General features: G+C 71.0%; 12 protein-coding genes. 2 read left to right on the top strand and 10 right to left on the bottom strand.

Translation table 11 applies throughout. The features are described 5' to 3' along the window. From ACZ6C6_RS33380 to ACZ6C6_RS33360, 5 genes are all read right to left on the bottom strand, one after another. Nucleotides 1–498 (bottom strand): glycoside hydrolase family 16 protein (locus tag ACZ6C6_RS33380; RefSeq protein WP_469208383.1); only part of this gene is annotated, 498 nt, incomplete at its 3' end. A gap of 267 nt (nt 499–765) precedes the next feature. Beyond that, nucleotides 766–2,448, bottom strand: a complete 1,683-nt coding sequence (locus ACZ6C6_RS33375; RefSeq protein ID WP_469208381.1) for an ABC transporter family substrate-binding protein — start codon at nt 2,446–2,448, stop codon at nt 766–768. 45 nt (nt 2,449–2,493) lie between these two features. After that, nucleotides 2,494–4,593 (bottom strand): dipeptide ABC transporter ATP-binding protein, encoded by a 2,100-nt coding sequence (locus tag ACZ6C6_RS33370; RefSeq protein WP_469208379.1) that lies wholly within the window; start codon nt 4,591–4,593, stop codon nt 2,494–2,496. Further along, a complete protein-coding gene (locus ACZ6C6_RS33365; RefSeq protein ID WP_469208378.1) occupies nt 4,590–5,513 on the bottom strand; it encodes an ABC transporter permease in 924 nt (307 codons plus the stop codon). Before ACZ6C6_RS33365 ends, ACZ6C6_RS33370 begins: the two co-directional genes overlap by 4 nt. Before the next feature lies 1 nt (nt 5,514). After that, the gene (locus ACZ6C6_RS33360) at nt 5,515–6,498 is read right to left on the bottom strand and encodes an ABC transporter permease (RefSeq protein ID WP_469208376.1); all 984 of its coding nucleotides are present in this window, start codon (nt 6,496–6,498) and stop codon (nt 5,515–5,517) included. A 247-nt stretch (nt 6,499–6,745) separates the two neighbouring features. On the opposite strand from ACZ6C6_RS33360, the gene ACZ6C6_RS33355 reads away from it, so the two are divergent. After that, entirely contained in the window at nt 6,746–7,810 is a 1,065-nt protein-coding gene (locus ACZ6C6_RS33355; protein ID WP_469208374.1) for a lipoate--protein ligase family protein, read from the top strand. Nucleotides 7,811–7,845: 35 nt separating this feature from the next. On the opposite strand, the gene ACZ6C6_RS33350 is transcribed toward ACZ6C6_RS33355, so the two are convergent. Together ACZ6C6_RS33350 and ACZ6C6_RS33345 are read right to left on the bottom strand one after the other, a co-directional pair. Further along, on the bottom strand, nt 7,846–9,321 hold the full coding sequence (locus tag ACZ6C6_RS33350) for an amidase (protein ID WP_469208372.1): 1,476 nt from the start codon (nt 9,319–9,321) through the stop codon (nt 7,846–7,848). 114 nt (nt 9,322–9,435) lie between these two features. After that, nucleotides 9,436–9,789: a hypothetical protein gene (locus tag ACZ6C6_RS33345; RefSeq protein ID WP_469208371.1), complete on the bottom strand. Its 354-nt coding sequence runs from the start codon at nt 9,787–9,789 to the stop codon at nt 9,436–9,438. Between the two features lie 255 nt (nt 9,790–10,044). Between ACZ6C6_RS33345 and ACZ6C6_RS33340 the strand changes: the two genes are divergently transcribed. Continuing rightward, the gene (locus tag ACZ6C6_RS33340; protein ID WP_469208369.1) at nt 10,045–10,818 is read left to right on the top strand and encodes a hypothetical protein; all 774 of its coding nucleotides are present in this window, start codon (nt 10,045–10,047) and stop codon (nt 10,816–10,818) included. Here ACZ6C6_RS33340 and ACZ6C6_RS33335 read toward each other — a convergent pair. The 3 genes from ACZ6C6_RS33335 to hydA form a co-directional block, all read right to left on the bottom strand. After that, nucleotides 10,781–12,331 (bottom strand): NCS1 family nucleobase:cation symporter-1, encoded by a 1,551-nt coding sequence (locus ACZ6C6_RS33335; protein ID WP_469208367.1) that lies wholly within the window; start codon nt 12,329–12,331, stop codon nt 10,781–10,783. The two genes, ACZ6C6_RS33340 and ACZ6C6_RS33335, sit on opposite strands and share 38 nt — an antisense overlap. Nucleotides 12,332–12,410: 79 nt before the next feature. Further along, nucleotides 12,411–13,427 (bottom strand): TIGR03842 family LLM class F420-dependent oxidoreductase, encoded by a 1,017-nt coding sequence (locus ACZ6C6_RS33330; protein ID WP_469208365.1) that lies wholly within the window; start codon nt 13,425–13,427, stop codon nt 12,411–12,413. Nucleotides 13,428–13,438: 11 nt separating this feature from the next. Further along, nucleotides 13,439–14,839: a dihydropyrimidinase gene (gene hydA / locus ACZ6C6_RS33325; protein ID WP_469208363.1), complete on the bottom strand. Its 1,401-nt coding sequence runs from the start codon at nt 14,837–14,839 to the stop codon at nt 13,439–13,441. Nucleotides 14,840–14,862: the final 23 nt, after the last annotated feature.

Raw genomic sequence — 14,862 nt, 5'->3', positions numbered from 1 at the left:
GCCGACCTGTCCGATGTCGCTGCCGAGCATCCAGAAGGCGGGCCACATGCCCTGGCCGCGCGGGATCTTCATGCGCGCCTCGACGTGGCCGTAGGTCTGGGTGAACTTGCCGGAGGTGTTCAGCCGCGCGGAGGTGTACTGACAGGTGCCGTACCAGCACTGGTAGTTGGAGGGGTTCTCCTTGCGGGCGGTGATGACCAGGTGGCCCTGCCCGTCCAGTGCGGCGTTCTTGTTGCCCGAGGTGTAGTACTGCCGCTCGTGGTTGTTGACGTTGTCGCCGGTCTCGATCTGCCACTTGCTGCCGTCCACGGCCGAACCGGCCGCCCCGTCGAACTCGTCGGAGAACGTCGTCGTGGCGGTCGCCGCGGCCTGCGACATCGGCGCGGCGTCCGCCGGAGCGGGTCCGCCGGTCCCGGCCAGTCCCGCGGTGGCCAGGGCGAGAGCGAGTGCCGGGAGTACGGAACGCAGCAGGCGCCGCGAAAGGCGTGGGGAGTCCATGACTCTCCCTTCCGGTGTGTATGGGGGAGGGAAGGGGAACCCCGTCGCACACAAAAGTCATGCGCATGACAGGTCGAGCACACCCAGTGGAGCGGGCATGGGGCACTTGGTTCGCTACGTGATTTAAGAAGTGAAGAAAGCCGGTGTCAAGAGTTTGGTACGGACCACAGGAGTCGAAGCGAGAAACGGGTCCGAACACGCCAACGGCCCGCGGACAGGGAGACCATGTCCGCGGGCGGCCGGTTCAACGCGCCGAGGCGCCGGACGTCACTTCTGCCAGCCGACCGTCTCCGGCAACGGGGTGTAGAAGATCGTCGCGCCGACGTTGGCGAGGCCCTTCTTCACGCCGTACGTGGAGGGCCCGCTGAACAGGGGCAGGAAGGCGTACTCCTGGAGAGCCTTCTTCTCGACCTTGTTCACCGCCGCCGTCTGCTCGTCCAGGTCGGCGATCTCCGTGGTGGCGCGGATCTCTTTGTCGAGGGCGGGGTTGCCGGAGCCGGTGATGTTGGAGTCGCGGTCCGAGCAGTAGAAGTCGCACAGATAGCGGGCGCCGAACGGGTCCATGGAGCGGTTGCCCGACAGGAACAGGTCGAACCGGCGCTCGCTGATGGTCTTGGCGAAGTCCGCGTCGTCGCCCTTCCTGATGTCGAGGTGGATGCCGGCCGGCTTCAGCATCGCGGCGAGGGCCCCGGCGGTGGCCTTGCCCAGCGGGTCGTCGCCCAGCAGGGTGTAGCCCACGTCCAGCTTCTTGCCGTTCTTGACGCGGACGCCGTCCGGACCGGCCTTCCAGCCGGCCGCTTCCAGCGTCTTCTTCGCCTCGGCGGGGTCGTACGTGAGGACGGCCGACAGATTGTCCTCGTACCCCTTCTGGAAGCTGTAGAGCACCGCCGAACCGGGCAGCGGCTCCTTGTAGTCGAGCCCCTGGAACTGGATCTTCGCGATCTGGGCGCGGTCGACGCTCTGCTGGATCGCCTTGCGTACGGCCTTCTCGGAGAGGACGGCCGACTTGGTGTTGAAGTACAGGGAGTACTCGAAGGGGCTGCCGCCGCTGCGGATCTCCGTGCCCTTGAGCCCCTTGACCTGCTTCAGGCTCTCCGCGTCGACGGCCGAGGTGTAGTCGAGCTGGCCGTTCTTGAAGGCGTTGACGGCCGCCGTGGACTCCAGGTTGACGTAGACCCGCTTGTCCAGCTTGCCCTTCCTGCCCCACCACTTGGGGTTGCGGACGAAGGTGATGTTGCCGGAGTGGGTGTCCCACTTGCCGACCGTGTAGGGTCCCGCACCCCACTCGGGGTGGGCCTTCTTCACGTACGCCTTGTTGAAGTTCCCGACCGTGGCCGCCTTCGGGTGCAGGAAGGTCGCGAAGAGGGTGGACCAGGAGGCGTTGACGCCCTTGAAGGTGATGACGGCCTGCTTGACGTCCTTCCCCTTCCCGACCGAGGTGATCTGGTCGTAGCCGTCCGTGGAGGAGGCCGCGAAGCCCTTGTCCGAGCCGTTGTTGGCCTTCCAGGTGGCCTCGATGGCCCGCCAGTCGATGGGCGTGCCGTCGTTGAAGGCGGCCTTCGGGTTGATCGTCAGGACGACCTTCTGGTTCCCGCCGTCGACGGTCACCTTCACGTCGGTGTAGTAGTCCTTGTTGTACTGCACGTCCCCGGTCGGCGAGTACGTGATCGCGTCGGCGTTGTACCAGCCCCACACCCGGGATGCGGTCAGTGTGGCATTGACGTTGAAGGGGTTGCCCTGGTCGTCGAAGGTGCCGACGGTGGTGTACGTGCCGCCGTCCCTGACGTTCTCGTAGGGCTGCGGGTTGTAGTCGACGGCGGCCGACGCGGCCTTGGGCGCGTCCTTCCCGCCCCCGTCGGAGCCGTCACTCCCGCCGGAGGACTGGCACGCGGTGGCGGCGACGGAGACGGCGGCGATCAGGGCGACGGGCATGGCCAGTCTTGCGCGCATGGCGGAGTGTTCCTTCTGGTTCGAGGGGGCGGGGAAGAGGGTGCCTCAGGCGGCGTGACAGGCGTACGTATGGCCTGGGCGGCCGGACACGCCGGTCGGTGCGGGCCGTTCGGTGCGACAGCGCTCGCGCACCGCCTCTCCGGCCAGCCGGTACAGCGGGCACCGGTCCACGAAGACGCAGCCCGCCGGCAGCCGGGCGGCGCTCGGCTGTTCGCCCTCCAGCACCACACGTTCGCGGGTGTGTTCGCGCCGCGGATCCGGGACCGGGATCGCGGACAGCAGGGCCTTGGTGTACGGGTGCCTGGGGTCGGCGAACAGCGACTCGGTGTCCCCGGCCTCCACGATGTGGCCCAGGTACATCACCGCGATCCGGTCGGAGACGTACCGGACGACGGTCAGATCGTGGGCCACCACCAGGTAGGCCAGGCCGAGTTCGCGCTTGAGCCGGGCCAGCAGGTTGATCACGCCCGCCTGCACGGAGACGTCCAGCGCGGAGAGCGGTTCGTCCAGCACGAGCAGCTTCGGCTCGGTCGCGAGGGCCCGGGCGATCCCGACGCGCTGGCGCTGGCCGCCGGAGAGCGCGGCCGGAAACCGGTCGCTCACCGCCTCGTCCAGGCCGACCTGGACGAGGAGTTCACGGACCCGGGACCGGGTGGACGCACGGTCCCGGCCGATCGCGCGCAGGGGTTCGGCGAGCAGTTCGGAGACCGGCAGTCTCGGGTCGAGGGCGCCCATCGGGTCCTGCATCACGATCTGGACGTCCCGGCGCAACTCCCTTAGCCGGGCAGCGGATTCCGCGGAGCCGACCTCGGTGCCGGCGATCTCGATCCGGCCGCCCTCGGGCCGCTTCAGCCGCAGGATCTCCAGCAGGGTGGTGGTCTTGCCGCTGCCCGACTCCCCCACCAGGCCCAGGGTCTCCCCGGACCGCAGCTCGAAACCGACCCCGTTGACCGCGCGCAGCGTGCCGACGCGGCGTTTGAGGACGGCTCCCTTGGTGACGGGGAAGGTCTTCACCAGGTCCTCGACCCGGAGCACGACCTCCCCGGCCGACGCGTCGCGTTCGGAAGGCCCGGACGGCCCGCCCGGCTCCGCCGCCTCCGCCCCGCCGGCCGGATCGACCGACCCGGCGGCGATCTCGTCCGCACGCAGGCAGGCCACGTCCCCGTGCCCGGTGACCGTGCGCAGGGCGGGCTCGTCCGTGCGGCAGGCGTCGAGCGCCACGGCGCACCGGTTCGCGAACGGGCAGCCGGGCGGGAGGTCCACCAGGGCGGGCGGTTCGCCGCCGATCGGGACGAGGGGACGGCGCACCCCGCTGTCCACCGTGGGTACGGCGGCGAGCAGGCGCGCGGTGTACGGCATCACGGGTCGCGCGAACAGTTCGTCCACGCCCGCCCGTTCCACGAACCGGCCCGCGTACATGACGGCCACCTCGTCCGCGTGGCCCGCGACGACTCCGAGGTCGTGGGTGATCAGGACGAGTCCGGCGCCGGTCTCCTGCTGCGCGAGGCGGAGCACGTCCAGGACCTGGGCCTGGACGGTGACGTCGAGCGCGGTGGTCGGTTCGTCGGCGACCAGGACGGACGGCTTGTTGGCGATGGCCATCGCGATGACGACGCGCTGGCGCATGCCGCCGGAGAACTCGTGCGGGAAGGAGGCGGCGCGGGCGCGCGGGTCCGGGATGCCGACGAGGTCGAGGAGCTGGACGGCCTGTTCCCAGGCGGCCCGCTTGGTCAGGTCCTGGTGGACGCGCAGGGCGTCGGAGAGCAGCCGGCCCACGGTGAAGATCGGGGTGAGCGCGGAGAGCGGGTCCTGGAAGACCATGCCGATGGCGTTGCCGCGTATCGCGGACAGCTCCTTGTCGGTGAGGGCGACCAGGTCCCGGCCGCCGAGGAGCACCTGGCCGCTGGTGGTGGCGGTGGGCGGGAGGAGGCCCATGATGCCCATGGCGGTGGCGGACTTGCCGGAGCCGGACTCGCCGACGATGCCCAGGGTGCGGCCGGGCAGCAGGTCGAAGCCGATGCCGCGCACCGCCTCCACGGGGCCCGCCTCGGACGGGAAGGTGATGTGCAGGTCGCGCACCGAGAGGACCGGGGTGACGGCGTCGCCGGGCGGCGGGGTGGTGGGCAGGGTCGTCGCGAGGGTCATCGTCGGCCTCCTGCCGCACCGGTCGTGGACGTGGGGTCGAGGGCGTCGCGCAGCCCGTCGCCGACGAAGGTCATCGAGACGGTGAGCAGGACGACCAGGCCCGCTGGAAAGGCGAACAGCCAGGGCGCGCTGGTGACGGTGTTCGCCCCGTCGGCGAGCATCGTGCCGAGTGAGACGTCCGGGGTCTGGACGCCGAAGCCGAGGAAGGACAGCGCGGTCTCGCTGAGGACGGTCGCCACGACGCCCAGGGTCAGGTTGACGATGAGCAGCGAGCCGAGGTTGGGGATGAGGTGACGCAGGATGATGCGGGCCGGGCTCACCCCCATGAACTCGGCGGCCGTGATGTAGTCCCGCTCCCGCAGCGAGGTCGAGACGGACCAGATGACCCGCGCGGTGGACATCCAGCCGAACACCGTCAGGACGACGATGAGGACCCGCCAGTCGCCGGCGAGCCGGTGCGAGACCAGGGCGAGGATGAGGAAGGAGGGGACGACGAGCAGGAAGTGGATGAGGGCGAGGGTCACTTTCTCCACCCGGCCGCCGAAGTACGCGGCACTGGAGCCGATGACCGCGGCGACGACGACGGTGAGGACGGAGACGCTGACCGCGATGACCAGGGAGCGCCGCAGCCCGTGCACGGCGGAGGCGTAGATGTCGTTGCCGCCCTGGTTCGTGCCGAACCAGTGGGTGGCGCTCGGTGGCTGGGTGAGCGCGGCGAAGTCGGCGTCCGAGTACGCGTACGGGGTGAGGAGTCCGCCGAACACGCTGAACAGCACGAGCAGGACGAAGATCGCCACACCGGCGACGGCGAGCCGGTTGCGCACGAATCGCCGCGCGTAGAGCCGGGCGAGTCCGGAGCCCGTGTGCCGGGAAGCCGGCGCCGGGGCGGGCTTGATGAGTTCCGTCGGTTGTACGGCCATGTCAGCTCACCCTCACGCGCGGGTCGAGGAAGACGGTGGCGATGTCCGCGAGGATCGCGCCGATCGCGGTCAGGGCGGCGGCGAAGGCGGCCGTGGCGACGGTGCCGTGGATGTCGTTCTTGCTGATGGTCTGGATGAAGTAGCGGCCCATGCCGTTCCAGCCGAAGATCGTCTCGGTGATGACGGCACCGGTGAAGATCGCCGGGATGCTGAACGCCACCGAGGTCGCCGTGGGGATGAGTGCGGTGCGCAGGGCGTGCCTGCGGATCGCTTTGGCGCGGGTGAGTCCGGTGGCCCGGGCGGTGCGGACGTAGTCGGCGTTGAGGGTGTCGAGCAGCAGCGAACGCTGGGTCAGGTGGTAGCCCACGTAGCCCATCAGGGTCAGCGTGAGGGTGGGCAGGATCAGGTGGAGCACGCGGTCGCCGATGGTGGGGAGCAGCCCTTCGACGTTCGGCGAGTTCTCCCCCGCGACGTAGAGGAAGTGCAGCCCGGCGTGCTGGTTGAGCCAGATCGCGACGAAGACCACGGCGAGCGCGGCGACCGAGGTGGGAACGTTGAACACGGCGATGGAGACGGCCTGCGAGACCCGGTCCGCCCAGCCGTACTGCCGGGACGCGGTGTAGACGCCCAGGGTGACGCCGATGAGGACGGAGAGGAGCGTCGCCATGACGACCAGTTCGGCGCTGACGAGCGAGCGGTAGCCGATCTCGCCGTTGACGGAGACACCGGTGGGCGACGTGCCCCAGTCGAAGCGGGTGACGACGGCGGTGAGCCAGTCCCACCACCGCTGCACGAGCGGCACCGACGGGTCCAGGTTGTACGGCGCGAGCGCCCGGTCGATCTGGGCCTCGGTGCGGGCGGGCCGCAGTTCCTTGAAGTTCGACCGGGGGTCCAGGAACCAACTGGCCAGGAAGTAGGTGGCGTTGGTCGCCACCACGATCATCAGGAGCCAGCCCGCCGCCTTGCGCGTCACATGGCGCAGCACGGGTGGCACCTCCTCGCGCACAGGGGGTGCGCCGTGGGGGCGCAGGGTCTGGGGGGCGTATGCATGCGCGGTGGTGCCTTCTTGGGGGGTTGGAGAACGTGTGCACGAACGTGCGACCTTCAGTCTGGTCGGCGGTCCGGAGCCGGCACCAGGCCCGGGCCGGTCCCGCCACGACCTCGCAATACCGCCGTAGCAAACGGGCCGGACAGATCATGTTTTGTACGCAAGCGGAAGTGGAGGCAGGGCTGTGCACGGTGAGTACAAGATTCCCGGCGGCAAGCTGGTCGTGGTGGACCTGGAGGTCGAGGGCGGCGCGCTGCGCGACGTACGGGTGGCCGGCGACTTCTTCCTGGAGCCGGACGAGGCGATCCTCGCGATCGACGCGGCCCTGGAGGGCGCCCCGGCGACCACCGACACGGGGGCGCTCGCGGCCCGCATCGACGCGGCGCTGCCGGAGTCGACGGTGATGCTCGGCCTCACCACGGAGGGCGTCGCCGTCGCCGTGCGCAGGGCTCTGGCCCACGCCACGGAGTGGAGCGACTACGACTGGCAGCTCATCCACGACGCCCCGCAGTCCCCGGCGCTGCACATGGCCCTGGACGAGGTCATCACGGCCGAGGTCGCGGCGGGCAGGCGCCCGCCGACCCTGCGGGTGTGGGAGTGGGACGCCCCGGCGGTGATCATCGGGAGCTTCCAGTCGCTGCGCAACGAGGTCGATGCCGAGGGCGTCGAGCGCCACGGCGTCACGGTCGTCCGGCGGATCTCCGGCGGCGGCGCGATGTTCGCGGAGCCGAGCAGCACCATCACGTACTCGCTCGCGGTTCCGCAGTCCCTGGTCTCCGGGCTCTCCTTCGCGGACAGTTACGCGTATCTGGACGACTGGGTGCTCGAAGCCCTCGGGGACATGGGCATCAAGGCGTGGTACCAGCCGCTCAACGACATCGCCACCGAGGTGGGCAAGATCGCCGGTGCCGCGCAGAAGCGCGTGGTCGGCCCGGACGGCGGCCCGGGCGCGGTACTGCACCACGTGACCATGTCGTACGACATCGACGCCGACAAGATGCTGGAGGTACTGCGCATCGGCAAGGAGAAGATGTCCGACAAGGGCACGAAGAGCGCCAAGAAGCGCGTGGACCCGCTGCGCCGGCAGACCGGCCTGCCGCGCCAGGACGTCATCGAGCGCATGATCGAGTCCTTCCGCAACCGGCACGGGCTGACCCGGGGCGAGGTGACCCCCCAGGAGCTGGCGCGGGCGGAGGAGCTGGTCCGTACGAAGTTCGCGAACGACGAGTGGACCGCCCGGGTGCCCTAGCCGGGTCTCCTAGCCGGGTCTCCTAGCCGGGTCTCCTAGCCGGGCAGTGGCGGCCGGTGGTCGTGCCAGCGCAGGTCCGCCTCCAGCTGGGCGGCCAGTGAGACGAGCCGTTCCTCGCCGCGCGAAGGGCCGAGGAGCTGGGCGCCGACCGGGAGGCCGTCCGGGGTGAAGCCCGCCGGGACGTTGACACCGGGCCAGCCCAGCACGTTCCACGGCCAGGCGTACGGGCATGCCTCGGTCATCGCCACATCGGTGCGCCAGGCGCTCAGCCCGTCGAACCGGCCGATCCGGGGCGGCGGCATCGCGGTCGTCGGGGTCAGCAGCACATCGAACCCGGCGCCGCCGCGTCCGTGGTGGAACAGCGCCCCGATCCGCCGGTGCTGGTGCACCTCGCGTGCCCGGGCCGCCCGTACCACCCGGCCGCCCAGCCGGGTGCCCGTGCGCAGGGCGCTGCGGGTGCGCGCGTCCAGGAGCGCCGGTTCGGGGTGCAGGGCGGCGAGCTCGGCGATGCCCGCGGTGGCCCGGGGCACGAAGCCGAGGCCGATGAGCCCGTAGCGCGGCCGGGCCTCCTCGACGTGGTGGCCGAGCCTGGCAAGCGCCTCCGCGAGCGCGGTCACCGCGCGGCGCACGTCGGGGTGGGGCGCCGTGCCGGTGAGGGTGAGCGGGGGCCGCCAGGCGAGCGCGATGCGCAGCCGGCCCGGGTCGCGGCGGGCGGCGGCCGAGGCGTCGACGGGCGGCGGGCGGTGCGGGTCCTCGGGGTGCGGGCCGGCGACGGCGTCGAGGAGGAGAGCGGCATCCTCGACGGTCCTGGCCAGCGGTCCGTTGACGGTGAGGCCCTGGAACGCGTCGCTGTGCGGGTGCACCGAGATCCGGCCGCGCTGCGGTTTGATGCCGACCAGGTGGGTCCAGGCGGCGGGGATGCGGACGGACCCGGCGCCGTCCGAGCCGAGGGCGGCGGGCACGAGACCGGCGGCGACGGCGGCGGCCGAACCGCCGGACGAGCCGCCCGGGGTGTGGTCGGTGTTCCAGGGGTTGCGGGTGGCGCCGAACGCGGCGCCCTCGGTGAACGGCCACTGGCCGAGCTCGCAGGAGTTGGTCTTGCCGACGATCACGGCTCCGGCCGCGCGCAGCCTGCGTACGGCCTCGCTGTCGGCGAGCGCCGCCGCCCGCTCCCCGGCGCAGCCGAAGTGGGTGGGCGTCCCGGCGACGTCCGTGTCGTCCTTGACCGCGACGGGCACCCCCAGCAGCGGCAGCCGCTCCCCCGCCGCGAGCCTGCGGTCGGCCTCGGCGGCCTCGGTGAGCGCGGCCCCGGCACGCAGGTGGCGGAAGGCGTTGAGGGTGCCCTGGCTCGCCTCGATCCGGGCCAGCGCGGCGGTGACGAGTGCGGTGGAGGTGGTCAGGCCGTCCGCGAGGGCCCGCACGCTGTCGGCGAGCCCTCGCGGGGCGGGGTCCGGGGCGTCCCGGTCCGGTACGGGTTCTTCGGCCGTTCGGGTGACTGGGGCTGAGGACATGGGCGGCTCGCCTCCTCGTACCGTCAGATGCGCACGTACGCCTGTCCGCGCGAACGGACTTACTGGAGGGTAACGAGTGGGCGCGCGGCCCTCAACCGTTTGGTACGAAGCTTCTTACGGCTGCACGCTGATCTCGCCGATCCCCGTGCCGAGGCCGGCGCAGTGCGCGGTGGACTGGCCGGACTGGCCCGGGGCGAGGGTGACGTGCTCGCCGTCCACGTCGGGCGACCAGCCGCAGACCAGGTGGACCCAGAAGGTCTGGGTGGTGGAACCGTTGTTCCGGCACAGCGCGTAGCCGGTGTAGTCGTCCACGGCGTGCTTGCCGGTGTCGCAGGAGAGACCGGGCGGAGTGGCGGAGGCCGGGGCCGCGACGACGAGACCGCCCGCCACGGCGAGGGCCGTGGCCAGGCCGGTGACGGCGGCGCGGCGCAGCGCGGAGCGGGACAGGCTCCCCAGGGTCTTCTTCATGGTGCCCTTTCGGTGGTGACCGTCCGTGGCCGCCGGGGCGGCGCGCGTACGGTCGCGTTCGGCTCTGGCGCGGGCGGCTGCCGGAGCGGGCCGCCGCGCGTCCTGCCTAACCGGGAACGCCGCAAAACGTCACACCGCCTGGACGGCACCGGGCGCTTGCGCCGAACGGGCGGCGTTCACTCCCCCGGCGTACGCTCGACTGGACCGGACAGCGGTCACCCGGCAGTCCACGACCCTTCGCACCGAGGAGGCGACGTGACCGGTTCACTACTCGGCACCCGCCCGGTCGCATGGGCAGCCGCGTTCCTGATCGGCGCCGGCGGTACCGGCGTCCTCGGCGGCGTGGCCCATGCGGAGGACATCGACCATCTCACCGCCCAGCAGATCGCCGACCGCTCCCGGGACGCGCTGCTCGGCACGGAATCCCTGCACGTGTCCACGCGGGGCGACCTCGGCAAGGGCGCCCCGTCCATGTCCCTCGACCTGGCCGTGGACCGGCACGGCAACTGCAACGGCTCGGTGGATCTGGGCCGGAGCCAGGGCTCGGTACTGATCGTCAAGCGCGGTGACGACGTGTGGCTGAAGCCGGACGCGGACTTCTGGAAGAACCAGGTGCCGAGCGGCGGCTCGGCCTTCGCGGCGATCGTCGGCGACCGCTATCTGAAGGCCCCCGCCGACAGCCCCCGGCTGCGCGCCCTGACGAAGACGTGCGACCTCAACACCTTCCAGAAGCTGGTCAGCGACAACGCGAACGACGACTCGGGCACCCTCAACAAGGGTCCGAAGACCACCATCGGCGACCGCTCCGTGATCCCGCTGACCCGGATGCGCGGCGACCTGACGCTGACGGTGGACGTCGCGGCGACCGGCAAGCCCTACCCGCTGCGGCTCTCGCTGCACGGCGGGGAGGGCACGGACGCGGTGGTGAACCTCTCGGACTTCGGTGAACCGGTGCCGAAAAACACCCCGTCGGCCGCCGATTCGTACGACGTCAGCGCCCTGCTGAGCCGGACCTCCGCCCCGTCGTGACGCCCGCCATCAGTGCCACGTACACAGCGAGCGAGGCCGCGAGACCGACCGCCCAGCCGTAGTCCGCGAGCGGCTTCAGGAACGGGATGACGCCGTCCGGGGGGAACGGGCCCTCCCCCGGTTTCGAGTGGGAGCCGCCGATCGCCAGGACGCCGCCGACCGCGAAGGCGGTGACGGCCCGCCAGTTCCAGCCGCCCGTGTACCAGTAGCGCCCGCCGGGCCGGTAGAGGTCCGCGAGATCGAGCACCGTGCGGCGGACGATCCAGTAGTCGGCGATCAGGATGCCCGCCACCGTGCCGAGCAGCCCGCCGACCAGGCCGAGCCAGGTGAAAATGTACAGCTCGGGCGTCTCGGTGAGCTTCCACGGCATGATGACGACGCCGACGACCCCGGTGATCAGCGCCCCCGTGCGGAAGCTGATGAACTTCGGCGCGAGGTTGGCCAGGTCGTACGCGGGCGAGACGACGTTCGCCGCGATGTTGACGGAGATCGTCGCGACCAGGACGGTCACCAGGGCGTAGAGGAGGCCGAAGACGTTGTCGGTGTGGGCCACCAGCTCGACCGGGTCCCAGACGGCCTTGCCGTAGACGGCCTGCGAGCCGGAGGTGACGAGCACCGAGAGCAGCGCGAACAGGGTCATCGTGGTGGGCAGCCCGAGCGACTGGCCCCGGATCTGGGCGCGTTGCCCCGCGCCGAAGCGGGTGAAGTCCGGGATGTTCAGGGACAGCGTGGCCCAGAAGGCGATCATGCCCATGAGGGACGGGAAGAAGACGGGCCAGAAGTCCTTGCCCCAGCCCAGCTCCGACGGCTGGTCGAGCAGCGGTCCGAAGCCGCCCGCCTTGACGGCGATCCACACCAGGAGCACCACCGCGCCGACGATGACGAACGGCGCCGCCCAGTTCTCGAACCGGCGCAGCGCGTCCATCCCCCGGTAGATGATGGCGAGTTCGAGCGCCCAGAAGAGGACGAAGCACAGCCAGAGCGTCCAGGGCTGCCCGCCGATCTCGGACGCCTCGGCCCATCCGCCGAACACCTTGCCCAGCAGCGTGAAGATGCCGACGCCGCCGATCCAGGTCTGGATGCCGAACCAGGCGCAGGCGACCGCCGCCCGGATCAGGGCCGGGAGGTTGGCGCCGCGCAGCCCGAACGAGGCCCGGGCCAGCACCGGGAAGGGAATGCCGTACTTGGGCCCGGCATGGCCGGTGAGCAGCATGGGGCCGAGCACGATCAGGTTGGCGAGGGCGATGGTGAAGACGGCCTGTTTCCAGTCCATGCCGAGCGCGACGAGACCGGAGGCCAGCAGCCAGGACGGGATGTTGTGGGCCATCCCGACCCAGAGGGCGGTGAAGTTGTACGTGTTCCAGTTGCGCCGTGCCAGTGGGACGGGCAGCAGGTCCGCGTTGACGAAGCGGTTGTCGTCGGGGACGGCTCCGGGGGCGAGCTCGACACGGTCGGAGGAGGCCGGTATGGGCTCCGGTGCGGAGGACGGGGAGGGAGGTGCGGTCGATGTCATGGCGGCTGGACCCTTCGCTCGGGGCGGTGCCGTGCGGGGCGGGGCGCGGGGGGTTTCGCGTACGACCGTGGGGGGGCGGTCAGTCGGTGAGGGCGGGGATGACGGCGGACCCGTAGGCGTCGATGGTGGCTTCGCGGGCGTCGTGCATGTTGTACACCGCGAACTGGTCGACGCCCAGGCCCTTGAGGTGTCTCAGCTTCTCGGCATGGGCGGCGGCCGGGCCGAGCAGGCAGAAGCGGTCCACGATGGCGTCGGGGACGAACGCGGTGTCGGGGTTCCCGGCCCGCCCGTGGTGGCTGTAGTCGTAGCCCTGCCGGTCCTTGATGTACGCGGTCAGCCCGTCGGGGACCAGGCCCGAGTGCTCGCCGTAGCGGGCGACGAGGTCCGCGACGTGGTTGCCGACCATCCCGCCGAACCAGCGGCACTGGTCCCGGGCGTGGGCCAGCGCCTCGGGCGAGTCGTCGTCGGTGACGTAGGCGGGGGCGGCGACGCAGATCGTGACGGAGTCCGGGTCGCGTCCGGCCCCTGCCGCCGCGTCCCGTACCGCCTTGATCATCCACTCGGTGAGGTAGGGGTCCGCGAGCTGGAGGATGAAGCCGTCGGCCTTCTGCCCGGCGAGCGCGAGGGCCTTGGGGCCGTAGGCGGCCATCCAGACGGGGAGCCTTCCGTCCTTGATCCAGGGGATGCGGACCGGGTTGCCGTCCACCTCGGCCTCGCGTCCCTCGGCCAGGTCGCGGATGACGTCGATGGCCTCGCCGAGCCGGGCCAGGGTGTTGGGCGGGCGCCCGGCGACGCGCATCGCGGAGTCGCCCCGGCCGATCCCGCACACGGTCCGGTTGCCGTACATGTCGTTGAGGGTGGCAAAGGTGGAGGCGGTGACCTCCCAGGTGCGGGTGCCCGGGTTGGTGACCATGGGACCGACGGTGAGCCGGTCGGTGTGTTCCAGGATGCTGCTGTAGATGACGAACGGCTCCTGCCAGAGCACCGCCGAGTCGAAGGTCCAGCCGTAGCGGAACCCGTTGCGTTCGGCGCGGCGCATCAGGCTGATCACGGCCGATGCGGGCGGGTCCGTCTGGAGGACGAGTCCGAAGTCCATGCCCGTTGCTCCTAGTTCAGGTACTGACAGGTGGCTCTGGGGGTGTAGATGCCGTGGCCGGCGCGGCCGGTGTACGTGCGGCGGTCGATGACGACCTCACCGCGCGAGAGCACCGTCTCGACCTGGCCGGTGAGCTGCTTCCCCTCGTACGCCGAGTAGTCGACGTTCATGTGGTGGGTCTCGGCGGACACGGTCTGGCGGGCCGCCGGGTCATAGACGACGATGTCCGCGTCCGCGCCGGGCGCGATCGTGCCCTTCTTGGGGTAGAGGCCGAACATCCGGGCCGGGGAGGCGCAGGCGATCTCGATCCAGCGGCGGCGCGAGATGTGGCCGTCGACGACCGCCTGGTGCAGCAGGTCCATGCGGTTCTCGACGCCCGGCATGCCGTTGGGGATCTTCGAGAAGTCGCCCCGCCCCATCTCCTTCTGCCCGGAGAAGCAGAAGGGGCAGTGGTCGGTGGAGACGACCTGGAGCTCGTTGTTGCGCAGCCCGCGCCACAGGACCTCCTGGTGCTCCCGGGGCCGCAGCGGTGTAGAGCAGACGTACTTGGCGCCCTCGAAGTCCGGTTCCGCGAGGTTGTCGGTGGAGAGGAAGAGGTACTGCGGGCAGGTCTCGCCGAAGACCGGCTGTCCCTTGTGGCGGGCCGCGGCGATCTCGGCGACGGCCTCGTCGGCGGAGACGTGCACGACGTACAGCGGCGATCCGGCGACCCGGGCGAGCTGGATCGCGCGGTGCGTGGCCTCCGCCTCCAGCGCCACCTTGCGTACGTCGCCGTGGTAGCGGGGGTCGGTACGCCCCGCGGCGAGGGCCTGCTCCACCAGGACGTCGATGGCGATGCCGTTCTCCGCGTGCATCATGATCAGGCCGCCGTTGGACTCGGCCCGCTGCATGGCGCGCAGGATCTGCCCGTCGTCGCTGTAGAAGACACCGGGGTACGCCATGAAGAGCTTGAACGAGGTGATGCCTTCGCCGACCAGGAGGTCCATCTCCTTGAGCGAGGACTCGTTCACGTCCGCGAGGATCATGTGGAAGGCGTAGTCGATGGCGCAGTTGCCGTCCGCCTTGGCGTACCAGGCGTCCAGGCCCTCGCGCAGGGAGCGGCCGACGGTCTGGATGGCGAAGTCCACGATGGTGGTGGTGCCGCCCCAGGCCGCGGCGCGGGTGCCGGTCTCGAAGGTGTCGGCCGCGTAGGTGCCGCCGAACGGCATCTCCATGTGGGTGTGCGCGTCGACCCCGCCCGGGATGACGTATTTGCCGGTGGCGTCGATGGTCCGGTCGGCGGTCCAGCCTGCCGCCTCGTCGCTGTCGTGGGCGGCGAGCGCGGCGATCCGGCCGCCGTCGACGAGGACGTCCGCGTGCATCTCGTCCGACGCGGTGACGACCAGGCCGCCGCGGATGACGGTACGGCTCATGGGTACCCCTCCTCGTTGTACTG

The organism is Streptomyces sp. NPDC041814 (genome assembly GCF_055590565.1).
The sequence above is the reverse complement of the archived record's forward strand: the minus strand, read 5'-3'. Positions and strand labels throughout refer to the sequence as shown.